At 42.3% G+C, this 17,569-nt stretch carries 18 protein-coding genes; 16 read left to right on the top strand and 2 right to left on the bottom strand.

Features of this window, described 5'->3' with window-relative positions:
* Nucleotides 1–61: 61 nt before the first annotated feature.
* From NPE20_RS22980 to NPE20_RS22935, 10 genes are all read left to right on the top strand, one after another.
* The gene (locus tag NPE20_RS22980; RefSeq protein WP_256541052.1) at nucleotides 62–1,255 is read left to right on the top strand and encodes a phosphoglycerate kinase; all 1,194 of its coding nucleotides are present in this window, start codon (nucleotides 62–64) and stop codon (nucleotides 1,253–1,255) included.
* Between the two features lie 77 nt (nucleotides 1,256–1,332).
* Complete coding sequence (locus NPE20_RS22975) at nucleotides 1,333–1,830, top strand: DUF2314 domain-containing protein (RefSeq protein ID WP_256541051.1); 498 nt, start codon at nucleotides 1,333–1,335, stop codon at nucleotides 1,828–1,830.
* Nucleotides 1,831–1,919: 89 nt separating this feature from the next.
* Nucleotides 1,920–2,462, top strand: coding sequence for a hypothetical protein (locus tag NPE20_RS22970; RefSeq protein WP_256541050.1), 543 nt, complete (start codon nucleotides 1,920–1,922; stop codon nucleotides 2,460–2,462).
* 78 nt (nucleotides 2,463–2,540) lie between these two features.
* Nucleotides 2,541–4,397: a CocE/NonD family hydrolase gene (locus NPE20_RS22965; protein WP_256541049.1), complete on the top strand. Its 1,857-nt coding sequence runs from the start codon at nucleotides 2,541–2,543 to the stop codon at nucleotides 4,395–4,397.
* 285 nt (nucleotides 4,398–4,682) lie between these two features.
* Complete coding sequence (locus NPE20_RS22960; protein WP_256541048.1) at nucleotides 4,683–5,099, top strand: VOC family protein; 417 nt, start codon at nucleotides 4,683–4,685, stop codon at nucleotides 5,097–5,099.
* A 53-nt stretch (nucleotides 5,100–5,152) separates the two neighbouring features.
* Complete coding sequence (locus NPE20_RS22955; RefSeq protein ID WP_256541047.1) at nucleotides 5,153–5,575, top strand: hypothetical protein; 423 nt, start codon at nucleotides 5,153–5,155, stop codon at nucleotides 5,573–5,575.
* Between the two features lie 65 nt (nucleotides 5,576–5,640).
* Entirely contained in the window at nucleotides 5,641–5,967 is a 327-nt protein-coding gene (locus tag NPE20_RS22950; RefSeq protein WP_256541046.1) for a hypothetical protein, read from the top strand.
* 72 nt (nucleotides 5,968–6,039) lie between these two features.
* The gene (locus tag NPE20_RS22945; protein ID WP_256541045.1) at nucleotides 6,040–6,468 is read left to right on the top strand and encodes a tail fiber domain-containing protein; all 429 of its coding nucleotides are present in this window, start codon (nucleotides 6,040–6,042) and stop codon (nucleotides 6,466–6,468) included.
* Nucleotides 6,469–6,589: 121 nt separating this feature from the next.
* A complete protein-coding gene (locus tag NPE20_RS22940; protein ID WP_256541044.1) occupies nucleotides 6,590–7,012 on the top strand; it encodes a hypothetical protein in 423 nt (140 codons plus the stop codon).
* 95 nt (nucleotides 7,013–7,107) lie between these two features.
* Nucleotides 7,108–8,628 carry a glycoside hydrolase family 32 protein gene (locus tag NPE20_RS22935; protein WP_256541043.1) on the top strand — a complete coding sequence of 507 codons (1,521 nt, stop codon included), beginning with the start codon at nucleotides 7,108–7,110 and terminating at the stop codon, nucleotides 8,626–8,628.
* Between the two features lie 8 nt (nucleotides 8,629–8,636).
* On the opposite strand, the gene NPE20_RS22930 is transcribed toward NPE20_RS22935, so the two are convergent.
* Nucleotides 8,637–9,743: a toxin-antitoxin system YwqK family antitoxin gene (locus NPE20_RS22930; protein WP_256541042.1), complete on the bottom strand. Its 1,107-nt coding sequence runs from the start codon at nucleotides 9,741–9,743 to the stop codon at nucleotides 8,637–8,639.
* 77 nt (nucleotides 9,744–9,820) lie between these two features.
* On the bottom strand, nucleotides 9,821–10,645 hold the full coding sequence (gene purU / locus NPE20_RS22925) for a formyltetrahydrofolate deformylase (RefSeq protein WP_256541041.1): 825 nt from the start codon (nucleotides 10,643–10,645) through the stop codon (nucleotides 9,821–9,823).
* Nucleotides 10,646–10,803: 158 nt separating this feature from the next.
* On the opposite strand from purU, the gene mraZ reads away from it, so the two are divergent.
* The 6 genes from mraZ to mraY all read left to right on the top strand — a co-directional run bounded on the left by mraZ (nucleotide 10,804) and on the right by mraY (nucleotide 17,481).
* On the top strand, nucleotides 10,804–11,268 hold the full coding sequence (gene mraZ, locus NPE20_RS22920; RefSeq protein ID WP_256541040.1) for a division/cell wall cluster transcriptional repressor MraZ: 465 nt from the start codon (nucleotides 10,804–10,806) through the stop codon (nucleotides 11,266–11,268).
* A complete protein-coding gene (rsmH, locus tag NPE20_RS22915; RefSeq protein ID WP_256541039.1) occupies nucleotides 11,261–12,163 on the top strand; it encodes a 16S rRNA (cytosine(1402)-N(4))-methyltransferase RsmH in 903 nt (300 codons plus the stop codon). Before mraZ ends, rsmH begins: the two co-directional genes overlap by 8 nt.
* The gene (locus tag NPE20_RS22910; RefSeq protein WP_256541038.1) at nucleotides 12,160–12,570 is read left to right on the top strand and encodes an FtsL-like putative cell division protein; all 411 of its coding nucleotides are present in this window, start codon (nucleotides 12,160–12,162) and stop codon (nucleotides 12,568–12,570) included. The genes rsmH and NPE20_RS22910 overlap by 4 nt, the downstream gene beginning before the upstream one ends.
* Nucleotides 12,567–14,657, top strand: coding sequence for a penicillin-binding protein (locus NPE20_RS22905; protein ID WP_256541037.1), 2,091 nt, complete (start codon nucleotides 12,567–12,569; stop codon nucleotides 14,655–14,657). The genes NPE20_RS22910 and NPE20_RS22905 overlap by 4 nt, the downstream gene beginning before the upstream one ends.
* Nucleotides 14,654–16,114, top strand: a complete 1,461-nt coding sequence (locus NPE20_RS22900; RefSeq protein WP_256541036.1) for a UDP-N-acetylmuramoyl-L-alanyl-D-glutamate--2,6-diaminopimelate ligase — start codon at nucleotides 14,654–14,656, stop codon at nucleotides 16,112–16,114. Before NPE20_RS22905 ends, NPE20_RS22900 begins: the two co-directional genes overlap by 4 nt.
* Before the next feature lie 125 nt (nucleotides 16,115–16,239).
* A complete protein-coding gene (gene mraY / locus NPE20_RS22895; protein ID WP_256541035.1) occupies nucleotides 16,240–17,481 on the top strand; it encodes a phospho-N-acetylmuramoyl-pentapeptide-transferase in 1,242 nt (413 codons plus the stop codon).
* Nucleotides 17,482–17,569: the final 88 nt, after the last annotated feature.

Raw genomic sequence — 17,569 nt, 5'->3', positions numbered from 1 at the left:
TACGTTGGCTTTTAGGATAAATTTTGACAACTTGCCCCCGTTCATAATTATAAAACATCACATGAAGACAATAGATCAGATCAGTTTTAACGGTAAAAGAGCGCTTATCCGTGTAGATTTTAATGTGCCTTTGGATAAGGACTACAATATTACCGATGATAACCGTATGACCGCGGCTTTACCTACCATTAAAAAGATTTTAAAAGATGGCGGTGCCGTTATATTAATGTCGCATTTAGGTCGCCCTAAAAACGGCCCTACAGAAGAATTTAGTTTAAAACACATTGTACCACACCTGGCCGATTTATTAGGCCAGCATGTAGATTTTGCTGATGATTGTATAGGCGAAGATGCTGTTCAGAAATCAAGAGAGCTTGAAAAAGGTGAAGTGTTATTATTAGAGAACCTTCGTTTTTACAAAGAAGAAGAAAAAGGCGATAAGGCATTTGCCGAAAAACTATCAAAATTAGGCGATGTATACGTGAATGATGCCTTTGGTACCGCGCACCGTGCACATGCTTCAACAGCTATTATAGCGCAGTTTTTCCCTGATGCAAAGGTATTTGGTTACCTGATGGGTGCCGAATTAGCTAATGCCGAAAAAATATTGAATGATGCTGCAAAACCATTCACAGCTATTATGGGTGGGTCTAAAGTATCTGACAAAATAGAATTGATTGAAAAATTGCTAGATAAGGTAGATAACCTGATCATTGGAGGTGGTATGGCTTATACATTTGCTAAAGCAGATGGTGGCAACATTGGTACATCATTAGTTGAGGCTGATAAATTAGACCTGGCATTGAGCCTGGTGAAAAAAGCAAAAGAAAAAGGTGTTAACCTGTTATTACCGGTTGATAATGTTATTGCCGATGCTTTTTCGAACGATGCCAATACAAACATTGCCAAAACCGGCGAGATCCCTGATAACTGGATGGGTTTAGACATTGGTCCGGAAACGGTTGCACTGTTCAGCAAAGTTGTTGAAGAATCAAAAACCATACTTTGGAACGGCCCGATGGGTGTTTTTGAAATGGAAAAATTCCTGGTTGGTACCAAAGCTATAGCTGAAGCAGTTGCTAAAGCAACTGACAATGGCGCTTTCTCACTAATTGGTGGCGGCGACTCTGCTGCTGCTGTAGCCAAGTTTGATATGACAGCCGATGTTAGCTATGTATCAACAGGTGGTGGCGCTTTGCTTGAATATATGGAAGGTAAAGAGTTACCGGGTGTTAAAGCTATTAACGAAGATTAATTAGAGATAAACTAAACGGAGGCAATCATGCAAATGGTTGCCTTTTTTATTTAAACAGGTTATAAAATCTATCTGCCATGATGAAAAATTGTTTAAAGCTGTCGGCCATATTGCTTGTGCTATTTAGCGTTAGCGCCTGCCAAAATGCAAAAAAGGATAATACAAAAAAGGATTCCTTAGAAAAGGATAAAACCGACAGTGTTGGTGTAGTTAAACTGAAAACCGACGATCAGAAATTTCTTTCTCTTAAAGATACCGCGCAGGCCAAACTGCATATCTTTTTGGATAGCCTGAAACCACATGCGCTGGATAGCAATTACCGTTTCTTGGTTAAGTCGGATTTTGCGGAAGGTAAAAAACACGAACATATGTGGAGTGTGGTTTATAAATATGCGGATGGAAAATTCACCGGGATCTTTGCCGACTCGGCCATCTACCTAAAAAATATAAAAATGGGCGACCCTGTATTGATAAAAGCAAAGGATGTAGAAGATTGGGCGATGTACGATTACCTGCGTAATACAGATATGGGTAACTTTTCGGATAAATACCTACGCAGCAAGCAGGGTAAATAACCTTGAGTAACGATTTTGTTAAAGGCACTGATTTATCAGTGCCTTTTTTGTATTATTGAGTTAAAATTTTAAAATTTTAAAATTTATAGATGATCATAAACCTTATTTTAAATGCAGAAGATTATTTAACATATCAACTGTATACCGCATCTGTAAATAAAGAAGCCAGAAAAAAGCGTTTAAAATCATGGTTAACAGTTACGGGTTTATCCTTTTTAACAGCTTTAGCCTTTTATGTTAGTGGCGACATGTTTCTTTTTTATTACGCTTTATTTGTAGGTGTTGCAGCTCTTTTTTTTTATCCTTTATACCAGAGAGTTCAATACAAAAAGTTTTATAAAAAGCATGTTGTTAAAAATAACGAGTATAGGTTCGGTAAAGAATCATTGGTAACCTTTCAACCCGATTATATCGAGATAAAGGACATAACTTACGAGGGTAAGCTGTTTACAAGCGAGATAGAACAGATAAATGAAATCGGCACTCATTATTTTATCAAATTTAAGGTGGGTGAATCTTTAATTATCCCAAAACAGCAAGTCAATCAAACATCCTTCTTAACCGAAATATTATCAATTTTCCAAAACCCTAATATTGTTATCCAAAAACAATTAGAGTGGAGGTGGAAGTAACGATTTTGTTTGAAGGCACTGATTTATCAGTGCCTTTTTTGTTTTATTCATTACTTTTAAAGCATCAACCCAACATTAATGAAAAAGACCGCCTTATTAGCCTTCTGCTTTATCCTTTTTACTATTAGCTCTTTCGCCCAGGGCGATGCTGCATACATAAAAGAGAACTATACCAAGTTTGAATACCAGATCCCCATGCGCGATGGCAAAAAGCTGTTCACATCGGTTTACGTACCTAAAGATCAAACCAAAAAATACCCTATTATAATGGACCGCACCTGCTACAGTGTGGCTCCGTACGGTACAGATAAATACAAAGGCAGCCTTGGCCCCTCAACCCAGTTTGTGCATGATGGGTACATATTTGTTTACCAGGATGTACGGGGCCGCTGGATGAGCGAAGGCCTTTACGAAGAAATGACTCCCGAACTGGAAGTGCATAAAACCAACAAAGATGTTGATGAAGGCACCGATACTTACGATACTATCGACTGGCTGATAAAAAACCTGCCGAATAATAGCGGCAAGGTAGGGGTGTGGGGTGTTTCTTATCCGGGCTTTTATACTACAACTGCTTTATTAAGCCGCCACCCGGCTTTGGTTGCTGCATCGCCGCAGGCACCAATCGCGGATCTGTACCGCGATGATGCTTTCCACAACGGCGCTTTTATGCTGGTAGCCAACTTTGGATTCTATCCGGGCTTTACAAACAGGCAGGATGATAAACCTACCCAACGCAGGGCAAAAGGCTTTAACCCAGGTACCGAAGATGGTTACAAATTCTTTTTGGATATGGGCAGTATGCGCAATTCAAACGTAAAGTATTATAAGGATACTATCCGTTTGTGGAATGAAATGATGGATCATCCAAACTACGACCAACACTGGAAAGATCGCAACGTTTTAACGCACCTGCATGATATAAAAACAGCCGTATTGGTTACAGGCGGCTGGTACGATGCCGAAGATTTGTACGGCGCGATCAATACCTATAAAGTATTAGCCAAAAAGAACCCAACCACACCTGTTTACTTTGCTATGGGCCCCTGGGTGCATGGCGGCTGGGCACGTGGTGCCGGCGACCATTTAGGCGATGTTAGCTTTGGCGATGCTACAGGTCCGTTTTACAGGGAGAAGATAGAATTCGCGTTTTTTAGTCATTATTTAAAGGGTACCGATCTGGATCTGCCGAAAGTATCAACTTTTGAAACCGGTGTAAACCAATGGAAAACCTACAAGGCATGGCCACCTGCTGAGGCTGTTGAGAAGAATCTGTACTTGCTGCCGGGCGGTAAGCTGTCGTTCACAGCGCCAACAACCGCTAAAGATGATTTTAAAGAATTTGTATCAGACCCAATGAACCCGGTTCCTTTTATTGAAGGGATAGATTTTGATATGAAACGGGAGTACATGACCGCCGACCAGCGCTTCGCCGAGAAACGCCCGGATGTGCTAACCTACAAAACCGAAGTATTGGATAAAGACATTACTATTGCCGGTAACATATGGGCCAACCTTAAGGTGAGCACCACCGGTACTGATGCCGACTGGGTAGTGAAAGTGCTGGATGTTTACCCGGATACGGCTACCGCCAATAAATTCACTGGCAAGGATGTAAACATGGCCGGTTACGAGCAAATGGTACGCAGCGAGGCTATGCGCGGCAAGTTCCGTAACAGCTTTGGAAAACCCGAGCCATTTGTGCCCGGCAAAGTTACCCCGGTAAACTTCGAGCTGCAGGATGTGTTACATACCTTTAAAAAAGGCCACCGCATAATGGTACAGATCCAAAGCACCTGGTTCCCGTTGATAGACAGGAACACCCAGCAGTTTCAGGATATTATGAAAGCTAAGGATACCGACTTTAAAAAGGCAACCCACAAGGTTTATAGCTCAAAACTGCATCCGAGTTATTTAAAGGTAAGGGTGTTGTAAGCATCAATATTGTAGAGGCGCGATACTTCGCGCCTTTTTACATGATGTGAAATGGATGTATTGCGTCTGTCTTAATGGCGAAAAAAAGCGAACATGGGTGTAATCAGCAAATGTAAAATTCTATAATCCGCTGACACTGTTTTGTCAGTACGGTAAATATTAATTACTTGATTATCAAGCATTCATATACATTCGTAAGTGTTCACGGCCGTGAACGTGAACACCTAATGTCCAAAGTTTATAAATCGGCCTAAAACATATAGAGCTTCTGCTAACTTTATAATTATGCAAAATCCAATCAACATCACCGCTATCCAACACATCGGCATCCCGGTAACCGATATTACCAACTCGCAGGCTTTTTACGAGCGCCTGGGCTTTGCAAATGTAATGCAGGCGGGCTTTATAGATGGCGGGAAGCCCGGCACCTGCGTAATGATGCAGCGCGGCGAAATGATCATTGAACTTTACCAGTTGCCTGAGCCTGCTTTAAGTGAGATCCGCACCCGGAAGAACGGGCATATAGACCATGTGGCTTTTAACGTGCGCGATATTGATGAAGCCTTCACAACTATACAGCAAGCCGGCTTTACTATCATCGAACCCGAACCGGTGTTTCTGCAGTTTTGGGCCAACGGCTGTAAGTACTTTAACATAACCGGCCCCGATGGTGAGCGGCTGGAATTTAACCAGATATTATAAGCCGTTATATTAACCTTTTTAATAGTTATGCGTTAACAATAAAATATCCCACTATGAAAAAGCTGATCATTCTTTGTTTATCACTGGCAATTGTTACCTCATCATGCACAAAAAAGCTGAATAATGGTGGTTGCCCCACAAACCAGATCTGTACTGATATCTTTGCTTCGGTAGGTACGCAATTTGTTGATAAGGATGGCAATAATGTAACAGTAAAAGATTTTACGGTTGTCAATCTGCGCACCAATAAGCCCATTGTGGCTAAAAATATGGGAGATCCCGGATTCTCGCCCATGATCCATACTATTGTAAGCGATGCCAACAAAAAAGAACTTTCTACCGAAGGCGACGAACTAAAGATTACCGCTATAAATGCTGCTACCAATAAACCAATATCCGCCATCTATAAAATTTCAGGTGGGTGTAATTGCCATGTCGAAAAACTATCAGGCCCGGAAAAAATAGTGGTTGATTAGTAATGATTTTTATAAACTGTTTGGCATAAATTCTGAAATTGCTATGTTTGCATAGTAATTTACTTATGCGATTCATCTGGTTAAAACGGCTCTTGGTTTTTATATGCATATTTTCCATACTGGAAAGTACAGGCGTATCTATCACCTCTTTGCTGATAAAAACCAATACTTGCCAAAGCGATTGCCATGTGGTTAACGATGATGATGATGCGGCCGAAAGGAATGAAAGCAAAGAAAGCAGCCTGAAAGAATTTTGGGCTATTCATCATGATCTCGCATTTCCCCAGCCGCATATTTATTGTAAAGCCGTCATTTATCCCGACGAAAAAAGCAGCCATCATTTGGCCTGGGTTTCACCTGTACCCACCCCTCCGCCAAATTATACGGTTTAATTTATTGTATTGTTAAATGCTCCTGCCATACGCGGGTGTATTTCTATTATCTAAAAATTAAATCTTATAATCATGAAATCTTGTGTTAAATTCATATTGTCATCTATATTGTTCGTTACTATTAGTACTGCCACATTTGCCCAAAAAGTAAGTGACGGCAGCATTAAAACCAATACCGCACCGGTAGCCAATTCGCTTGGTTATATCACCCAACTGCAACCTGTAAGTTATGAGTATAACCGCGGCGAGTACAAGCAGCTTAACCTACCTGCCGGGAAGCAATTTGGTTTTATTGCTAACGATGCCAAACTTATTGTGCCATCGGCTATAAGTAACCGCCATAACTGGTATACAGCAGGCAAGGGTACACAGCGTACCGTTACTACGCCCGAAGTTGACCTGGAAAAGCTCGTGCCGCTATTGGTTGGTGCCATAAAAGAACAGCAGGCACAAATAGAGCAACTTAAAACTGAAGTGGACCAACTTAAAAAAAGTAAATAAGCTTAATTGATAAATTAAGCTTATTTGATAAATAAAATGCAGCGCACAGGCTGCATTTTATTATATATATATATGTTGCGTTTGGGCCGCATATCTCGTAATACTAATAAACCAACCAATTATGTATAAGAAACTACTTTGTGTACTGCTTTTGGCCTTCAGTATATCGGCTTGTAAAAAAAATAATAATAAGCCCGCTTGCGAGCTGCAGGCATGTACGGCTATGTTTGCGTATTTGGGTATTGTTTACAATAACCATAATGGGGATGCCGCGCAGGTAAAAGATGTTACTATAGTAAACCTGCGTACGGGTAAAACAATAATCCCGCCTTCATATCCACCCGCTGCCAGTTTTGTGGCTGGTTTTGTACTTATCGCATCAGACGGCACTAAGGATGAGTTTTCTGCCGAGGGCGACGATGTGCGCATTACCGCCACCAGTGTTACTACAGGGCAGGTAAACACGACAATTTTAAAAATATCCAACGGTTGCAATTGTCATGTGACCAAAGTATCCGGACCTGAAACGGTTACATTCGACTAACAATTTTATACTATCGTTGTTACAAATCAGTTCAATAGTACTTAGCTTTAGCATTAAATGTAAAAGCCGGATAATATTAACCTGAATTTTCATCGATGGAGATCAAAAAAACATTACTTACAATAGGTATTATTTTAGCTGCAATAACAACGCAGGCACAAAAAGCACCCACCAAACTATATCAGGAACCTTACCGGCTGCAGGCGCATTTTTCGCCTAAAGAGAAATGGATGAACGACCCAAACGGGATGGTATATTATAAAGGTGTGTATCACCTGTTTTTTCAATACTACCCCAAAGCCACCGTTTGGGGGCCTATGCACTGGGGGCATGCCGTAAGTAACGATCTGATCCATTGGAAGCAATTATCAATAGCGTTGTATCCCGATAAGCTGGGCTACATATTCTCGGGCAGTGTGGTGATCGATAAGGACAATACATCCGGCTTGGGCACTAAGGGCAAACCCGCCATGGTAGCGATATTTACCCACCACAACCCAAAAGGAGAGAAGGCGGGTACATCAACATATCAAAATCAAAGCATTGCTTACAGCCTGGATGAGGGCACCACCTGGACAAAGTATAAAGGCAACCCTGTAGTTAAGAACCCCGGTATAAAAGATTTTCGCGACCCCAAAGTGTTTTGGTACGCGCCCGGCAATAAATGGGTTATGACACTTGCCACCAAAGACAGGATAACCTTCTACTCGTCGCCCAACTTAAAGGACTGGAAAAAAGAAAGCGAGTTTGGCCGGATGCTTGGCGCCCACGGCGGCGTTTGGGAATGCCCGGACCTTATCCCATTAAAACTTAACGGGAAAGAATATTGGGCATTGCTGGTAAGTATTAACCCGGGTGGCCCCAATGGCGGGTCGGCTACGCAGTATTTTGTGGGCCACTTTGATGGCAACAAATTTACCCCAACCAGTACAGAAACCAAATGGATTGATCATGGGCCCGATAATTATGCGGGCGTAACATGGTCAAATACCGGTAACCGTAAAATATTTTTAGGATGGATGAGTAACTGGCTATATGCTAACGAAACGCCAACTGTTAAATGGCGCAGCGCTACAACCATCCCCCGCGAACTTTCTTTAAAATCTGCCGCAGGCGATATCTGGCTGACTTCCAACCCGGTAGAAGAGCTGGAGAATATTGTAACCAAAACTATAAATGTAGACGCCGGGCTTTTAGCAAAAGATAACAACATATTTTCGGTGATCAAACAAACCCCAACGCAATACAGACTTAAATTTAATACACAGGCAGTAAAAGATTATTCGGTAATACTATCTAACAATGCAGGCGAGAAGTTGGTAATAGGTTACAATGCCAAAAACAGCCGTTATTATATCGACCGTACTAGGGCGGGGCAAAATAAATTCAACAAGCAGTTCGCATCAATAGCGTATGCACCAAGGTTATCGCTCTCGCCAACATCTGATTTTGAGCTGCTGGTAGATGCTTCATCTGTTGAGCTCTTCGCCGATGGCGGATTGAGCAACCTTACCGGTATTTATTTCCCCAAGATACCCTATACCCGTTTAAGTATTGTAAACAACGGAATGGAGATTGAAGATCTGCAGATACAGCCGCTTAAATCGATATGGTAATACTGCGCTTATTGTTGAATAGGTAAAAACCGGTAACTGAAGCTGTAAATGCCATTATGAAACTGGAAGGTAATGGTAAAGTTTTGTTTAACGGGCTTGCCATCGGCAGTTGCAGGCTCTAAATTTGGCAACATGCGCAATTTGTTAATTAGGCCCTGCGATAAGTTATTATTGAAAGGATTGTGGCTTCGCAACTTTACAATGCCGCCCATTTCGTTTATCTCACCTTCTAAAGTAAGTTGATCGTCGTACGAGCTTAGGTCAACAGATTTAAGGTATTCACTTACCAGGTCTCCTATATGTTGCGAAAAAGAAGTTATCCCACCTTTGTAATCTGCATTAACAATCTTTTTTCTTTTGGTGCCGTTACAGGGCACGCTTGATATCTGAAATCTTTCTGTAGTTACAAACAGGAATATGTTTGGTGAGATCAGCGCCAACCTTGCCTTATCTGTATATTCTGCAAATGGTGTAACGCCTTTTTGAAAAACGCCATTCTTGTAAACTTCTGCTGTAAGATCAGTATCATCGGCCGATTTTTTTGATTTCCATTTACCTTCAGGCCTGCCGTTCAATAGCTTTCCTTTCCAGTACATATAGCCCATGTCTACCGTGTAGGTGCCATTTCCGTTGTTCACTGTTTTAACACCTTTGTTATCCCACACATCAATAATTTTAATGTCGGTACCGTTTGCCTCAAAAGTTATAAAAGGTTTGCCGGTATCGTAAAGAACTTCCCACCTGCCATCAAACAAGCCGTTTTTAAAATTCCCCTTAGCCTGCAGGCTGCCATTTAAATAGTTAATAATAAAAGCCCCTTCTTTAAGCCCTTCGGCAGAATAGGTCCCTTGGGTAATAAGCTGTTTTGGATTGGCGCGGCTTACGTCCATAAATGGGCCTGTAAATATTTTATTCTGCATACTTACGTGTGCATAGCGGTATATCAGGCTGCAGCTATCCTCAATTAAATTAAATTCTTCATTTAAGCTTATGCGGGTGCTGTCACCCTTAATAAAATCAAAACGAATGTTCCTTTGGATGGGAGCGGCGTTTTCTTGTGCAGCCGCAGAGTAGCAGCAAATTGCTGTGAGTAAGGTGATTAGGTATAGTTTCATTAACAAGGTTATAGTACCGTTAAAGTACAATTTTTTCTTAATTAACAATACTCGATTTAAGTATTGTTATACGGGCATTATTCCAGTACCACCGTTTTATTCTTATACACAAACACCCTGTCATCAAATACCAGCTTTAGGGCTTTGGCTAAAACGGCGGTTTCTATTTCTTTACCGGCTTTAACCATATCCTGTACAGTATGCGAGTGGTCGGCAGGTATAATTTGCTGCGCTATGATGGGGCCTTCGTCCAGTTCGTCGGTCACATAATGTGCGGTGGCGCCTATCAGTTTAACCCCACGTTCGTAGGCCTGGCGATAGGGGCTTGCACCCGCGAATGCCGGTAAAAAAGAGTGATGGATATTGATGATCTGCATTGGGAAGCGGCTCACAAAATCATGCGATAATATCCGCATAAATTTGGCCAGCACCAGGTAATCAAACGCGTAGTTTTTGGTGATATCAATAATGCTTTTTTCAAACGCGGCCTTGTCTTCGGTAGCCTGCACGGGGTAAAAGGGAATGTCAAATCTTTGGCAAATATCCTGTAGGGTGTTGTGGTTGCCAATTACACATTGCACGCTGGCACCCAATGTTTTAAAATAATTACGTATCAAAATATCCGCAAGGCAGTGATACTCTTTTGTAACCAGCACAATTATCTTTTTTTCGGGCAGCGGGTTTATTTTTATGAGCGCGTTTTCCGGCAAAATATCCCGCAGGTTTTCTTCAAGTCCTTCAACACCACCGGTTTTATCAACTTCCAGGCGCATAAAAAAGAGGTTTGCGGTGTTGTCTACATGCTCGTGCATGCTAATGATATTGAACTGTTTTTGGGCCAGCAAGCCCGATATAGCTGCAACAAGGCCTACACGGTCTGTGCATTGTATAACAATTATCATGTTTGGGGGTATAAATACAGTTTCAAAGCTATAATTATTCGCAACATAAAATAGCCGAAAAGGCACCAAAAATGTTGAAAACTTTTTGGTGGTAAAAAGTGGTAAAAAGTGGTAAAAGTAATCTACTTTTACTTTACAAATACTGTAGACCGTATAGAATGTCCTATTTAACCGGAGAATTTAATTGTAAACTGGATGCCAAAGGGCGGATGATGATCCCTGCGGACCTTAAAAAACAGCTTCCTGAAGCTGATAATGAAGGTCTTGTGATCAATCGTGGCCTTGAGAACTATCTTGTTATTTACACTAAATCGGAGTGGGACATAAAGCTCGGCGAACTCAGCAAACTTAACGAATACGATAGAAAAAGCATCAAATTTGTAAGGTATTTTACCGGAGGGGCAACTTTATTGCAGCCTGATGCCGCCGGAAGAGTGAATTTGCCGAAGCATTTATTGGATTACGCGGGCATTACCGGCGAGGTTGTGCTTACCTGTTTATTGAATAAAGTGGAGGTTTGGGACAAGAAAGCGCACCAGGAAATGATAAGCAACGAGCCCGATAACTTTGCCGATCTGGCCGAAGAGGTAATGGGCAACAAAGGAAGGGGGCGCGATGAGTAATTACCACACCCCGGTTATGCTGGCCGAATGTATAGAGGCTTTAAACATTAAACCAAACGGTACCTACGTTGACGTAACTTTTGGTGGTGGCGGCCACTCGCGCGAAATAATGAAACATTTGGGCGAGGGTGGGCAGTTGCTCGCGTTTGATCAGGATGCCGATGCACAGCAAAATGTTATTGATGATGAGCGCTTTACTTTCATTGATCAAAACTTTAGATATCTGAAAAACTTTACCCGCCTGCATGATGCTATCCCGGTTGATGGGATACTGGCAGATCTGGGTGTGTCATCATATCAGTTTGACCAGGCCGAGCGTGGTTTTTCTATCCGTTTTGATGCGGAGTTGGACATGCGCATGAACCAGGCATCAGACTTAAGCGCCAAAGAAGTGGTTAACACCTATAGCGAGGCCGATCTGCACCGCATTTTTGGTATGTACGGCGAAGTGCAAAATGCAAAATCGCTGGCTAAAACCATTGTAACCGCAAGGCTAAATGGGCCTATAATTACCGTGGCCGATCTGAAGAACGCGATAAGCAATATTATCCCCCGGGGGAAAGAAAATAAATACCTGGCGCAGGTTTTTCAGGCGTTGAGGATAGAGGTTAACCAAGAGTTGGAAGCCCTTAAAGATTTCTTGATGCAATCGGCAGAGGTGCTTAAACCGGGCGGCCGGTTGGTAGTGATGTCTTACCATTCGTTAGAGGATAGGCTGGTAAAGAACTTCATCGCCAAAGGCAAATTTAGCGGCGAGGTAGAGAAAGACCTATACGGGAATAACAACCGCCCGTTTGATGCGGTTAGTCGTGGTGCTATTATAGCAAGCGACGAAGAGATATTAAGTAACAATAGGGCACGTAGTGCTAAACTAAGAATAGCTGTAAAAAAATGACGAATCGTTTGCGTACAGAAATTCCGGAGGAAGAGTTAGAAGAGCAAAAACTTGTAGTGGAAGAAAAGCCTGTGAAGGAAATTCCCGATAACTTTTTTACGCAATTCTTGAAAAATGGGGTCATCACCACTGATGATGCTACCCATGCTTTGCCTTTCATATTGTACGTGGCTTTTTTGGGGATGTTATATATAGGTAACAGGCACCTGTCAGAAAATAACATACGTGATATTGATAAAATAGGTAAAGAGGTTAAAGAGCTAAGCTGGGAGTATAAAAGTAGCAAAGCTGATCTGGCCTTTAAAAGCACACTGACCGAGGTGGCAAAACGTGCCGATACATTGGGTATCAAGGAATCGAATCAGCCACCTCAAAAAATAACTGTGAAGGAGGACGTACAGGAATGAGTATCAGAACCAACATACTGTTAAGGGTTTACCTTGCATTTGGGTTGATCCTTCTGTTTGCGGCAGCGGTATTATTTCAGCTTTGCCGTGTTCAATTTGTACAGGGTAAAAAATGGCAGGCTATGTCAAAGGTCCAGTCAACACGTTACAAAAACATTGAGGCGGCCCGGGGCAATATATTTTCGGTAGATGGCAGCCTGCTGGCAACATCAGTGCCGGAGTATGAACTACGCATGGATATGCTAGCCGGTGGCATAGAGAACGATAAGATCTTTAACGAGAAGATAGATTCGCTGGCCATGAAATTGTCCGGCTTTTTTGGCGATAAATCGGCACGCGAGTATTCAAGGATCTTCCGCGATGCCCGCAAGGATAGTTCGCGTTACCAACTGGTTAGGCGTAAGGTTACTTATCACGAGCTAAAGGAGATCCGTAAATTCCCGATTTTTAACTTGGGTAAGTATAAAGGCGGGTTAATAGTGGTGCAGCAAAATAAACGCATCAGGCCGTTCCGTTTTTTAGCAGAGCGTACCATTGGCTATAAAAACGAGAATGTGAAAAATGGTGTAGGCCTTGAAGGTGCATATGCCAGCTATATAAATGGCGAAAGCGGTAAGCGTTTAGAGCGCCGTATGGCGGGTGGCGTTTGGATGCCTGTGAACGATGACGATGAGATAGCCCCAAAAGAAGGTGCTGATATTATATCAACCATTGATGTGAATATGCAGGATGTGGTGCAAACCGCTCTGGAAAAGCAATTGATATTTACCAAGGCCGACCACGGTACAGCTATTTTAATGGAAGTAGCTACAGGCGAAGTAAGGGCTGTTGCTAATTACACCCGTATGCCCGATGGTACATTTAAAGAGAAGTTTAATTACGCTATTGCAGGTAACCAGGACCCGGGTTCTACTTTTAAACTGGCATCGTACATGGCCTTGCTTGAGGATAATAAGGTAGACACCAGCACTATGGTTAATACCGGTGAATATCCTATTCCGGGCCACCTTATTAAAGATTCGCACGGGAGCATTGGCCGGGTATCGGTAAAAAAAGCGTTCGAAAAGTCATCAAACGCGGCAGTTGCTTACTTGGTGAACACCAGCTATAAAAACGATCAGTCGAAATTTACCGATCATTTATACGATTGGCATTTGAATGAAAAAATGCAACTGCAAATACCGGGCGAAGCACAGCCTGTAGTAAAAAACCCGGGCAACCGCAGCTGGAATAAAAACATGACCCTGCCGCAAATGGCCTACGGGTACGAAATGCAGCTAACGCCATTAAAAATGTTAACTTTTTATAACGCAGTTGCAAATAATGGTAAGCTGGTAACGCCAGTTTTTGTAAAAGAGATACGGAGGTTAGGTAATACGGTAGAACGTTTTCAAACACGTGTAGTAAATGAAAAAATATGCTCTGATGTAACGCTGAAAAAGATGCAGGAAATGCTGGAAGGCGTTGTTCTTGAGGGTAGCGGTAGAGAGTATGTTTATAATCCGTTATATAAAATAGCTGGTAAAACCGGTACCGCGCAAGTGGCAGATGCTAATAAAGGGTACAAAGCTAAAAAACAATACCAGGCATCTTTTTGCGGGTACTTCCCGGCAGATCATCCAAAATATTCATTAATAGTGGTTATAAACGACCCTAAGAACGGTTACTATGCAGCATCTGTTTCGGGCCCTGCTTTCAGGGAAATTGCCGACAGGATCTATGCAAGCGATATGGAGGTGAACCAAACTCCGGCGCATTTAATAGGTAACACAACCCTGCCTAAGTTTAAACAAGGCAACCTTAAAGCGCTTAAAAAGGTGTACAATAAATTAGGTGTAAAACCATTGTATGCATCGGCCACGCCAAACGGTATTGATACCAGCAGCGGCATCGCTTTTGAGGATAATAAGTACAAAACAGGTACAGTACCAAATGTTACCGGCATGGGTTTAAGCGATGCGCTTTACTCTTTAGGAAATGCAGGTTATAAAGTAACGGTAAAAGGCAGCGGCACGGTAACCACGCAATCGGTAACCGGCGGAAGCCTTATACCTAAGGGTTCAAAAATAACAATAGAACTGCAATGAGATATTTGAGCGACATATTAGAGGGGGTGGCATTTACCGAACTGCAAGGTAGTGCCGATGTAGAAATATCCGCGGTTGTTTTCGACTCGCGACAGGTGGTGCCGGGTTGTATGTTTGTAGCCGTTAAAGGCACCGCTGTTGATGGGCATGATTATATCGAGCAGGCTATAAAAGACGGGGCTATCGCTATCATCTGCGAAGAACTGCCCGCCCATACAGCCGGTGAGGTTGATTTTTTAATGGTAGCCGATTCTGCTAGAGCTTTGGCAACCCTTGCGGCTAACTTTTACGAGAACCCGTCATCAAACCTAAAATTAGTTGGCGTTACCGGTACTAACGGTAAAACCACTATTGCTACACTATTATATAAGCTATTCCGTGATATGGGGTATAAGTGCGGCCTGCTTTCAACTGTAGAGAACCAGGTGAACGGTCGCGTTATCCCATCAACCCACACCACACCAGACCCGGTGGCGCTTAACAAGCTGCTGGCAGATATGGTGGATGAAGGCTGCGATTACTGCTTTATGGAAGTAAGCTCGCATGCTATAGCGCAGCACCGTATAGATGGGTTGAGCTTTTCGGGAGGGATCTTCTCTAACTTAACACATGACCATTTAGATTATCATAAAACATTCGACAGCTATCTGAAAGCCAAAAAAACATTTTTTGATAATCTGCCAAAAAGCGCCTTCGCTTTAACCAATGGCGATGATAAGAATGGTAATGTAATGCTGCAGAATACATCGGCACATAAAAAAACTTATGGCCTAAAAAGCATGGCCGATTATAAGGCCCGCATAATAGAGAACCAGTTTGGCGGCTTGTTGCTGAATATTGATAATGAAGAAGTTTGGTTTAAACTGGTAGGCACATTTAATGCCTACAATTTATTAGCGGTTTATGCCACAGCTATGTTGCTGGAGCAGGACAGGTCGAAAGTATTGGTGAGCCTGAGTAAACTGACCGGTGCCGAAGGCAGGTTTGAATACATAGTAGCGCCAAACAAGGTGATAGGTATTGTTGATTATGCCCACACGCCGGATGCCGTGCAAAACGTGTTAAGCACCATTCACGATATCCGTAAGGGAAGTGAGAAAGTGATAACCGTGATAGGTTGCGGCGGCGATAGGGATAAAGCCAAACGCCCGGTTATGGCAAAGGTTGCAAGCGAGTGGAGCGATAAAGTGATCCTGACATCGGATAACCCGCGTACCGAAGACCCGGGCCAGATCATAAAAGATATGGAAGCAGGTATCGACCCGGCATTTAAACGCCACACTGTAAGCATTGCCGATAGGCGCGAGGCTATTAAAACCGCCTGTATGTTTGCGCATCCGGGAGATATTATTTTGCTTGCCGGTAAAGGGCATGAGAAATACCAGGAAATAAATGGTGTAAAAAACCACTTTGATGATATGGAAGAGTTGCTGGAACAATTTAAAGAAATGATGTAGATGTGCAGATGCGTGTATTTGCAGATGTGCAAATGAAGAAATTAACAAGATCAAAATAAATTAAATAATTAAACAATAATCTGCATATCTGCACATCTGCACATCTGCATATTAAAGCGAAGCGTATGCTATATTACCTGTTTAGCTATCTGAATAAAAATTACAGTATCCCGGGGATAGGTGTATTTCAATACATCACGTTCCGTATGGCTATGGCGGTAATAGTATCGTTATTGGTAACTACTGTTTATGGCCGCAGGCTGATAGATTATCTGCGTTTTAAACAGGTTGGCGAAACCGTGCGTAACCTGGGTTTAGAAGGCCAGATGCAAAAATCGGGTACACCAACAATGGGGGGTATCATTATCATATTGGGCATACTTATCCCAACGCTTTTGTTTGCTAAGCTTGATAATATCTACATCATAATGATGCTGGTTACCACTATTTGGCTTGGCTTAATAGGTTTCCTTGACGATTATATCAAAGTATTTAAAAAGAATAAAGAAGGCCTTGCAGGCAAGTTTAAAATAACAGGCCAGGTTGGTTTGGCGCTCATTATTGGGTGGACTATGTATTTCCACACCAATATTACCATAAGGCAGGAAGTTAAACTACCGGTTAAATACGATGTGCCGGTTGATTTTCATATGCGTGGCGATAAGCCCGTTTATACACAGGATGTAAAATCTACCAAAACCACCATGCCGTTCTACAAAAACAACGAGTTTGATTACGCCAAGGTATTAAAGTTTATAGGGCATGGTTACGAGCAATACGCCCTGCTGGTATTTATGCTGTTTGTAATTGTGATTATAACAGCGGTATCAAATGGTGCAAATATTACTGACGGTATCGATGGGTTGGCTACTGGTACATCTGCTATTATAGGTTTAACATTGGCTATACTGGCCTACGTATCCGGTAACACGCTGATAGCCGATTATTTGAATATCATGTACATCCCCAACTCGGGCGAGCTGGTAATTTTTGCAGGCGCGTTTGTGGGGGCCTGTGTAGGTTTCCTTTGGTATAACTCGTATCCGGCGCAGGTGTTTATGGGCGATACAGGCAGTTTAGCAATAGGTGGTATCATAGCGGTGTTCGCTATTATTATCCGGAAGGAATTATTGGTGCCGGTATTATGCGGTGTGTTTTTGGTGGAAAACCTGTCGGTAATTATGCAGGTAAGCTGGTTCAAATTTACCAAGAAACGATATGGTGAGGGCCGCAGGATCTTCCTGATGGCGCCTTTGCATCACCATTATCAAAAGAAAGGCTTTCACGAATCCAAGATCGTAACCCGTTTCTGGATCATATGCATTATGCTGGCTATAATAACGGTAATAACGTTGAAACTGAGATAAGAGACAGAGTCAAGAAGTAAGAATCAAGAGACAAGACAATAGAATATAAGTGAGCGAGAACAAAAACATATCGACCCAACAAACTCCC

The sequence above is a fragment of the Mucilaginibacter aquariorum genome (genome assembly GCF_024498135.1).
Lineage (GTDB): Bacteria > Bacteroidota > Bacteroidia > Sphingobacteriales > Sphingobacteriaceae > Mucilaginibacter > Mucilaginibacter aquariorum.
This window is presented reverse-complemented; position numbering and strand designations above follow the sequence as displayed.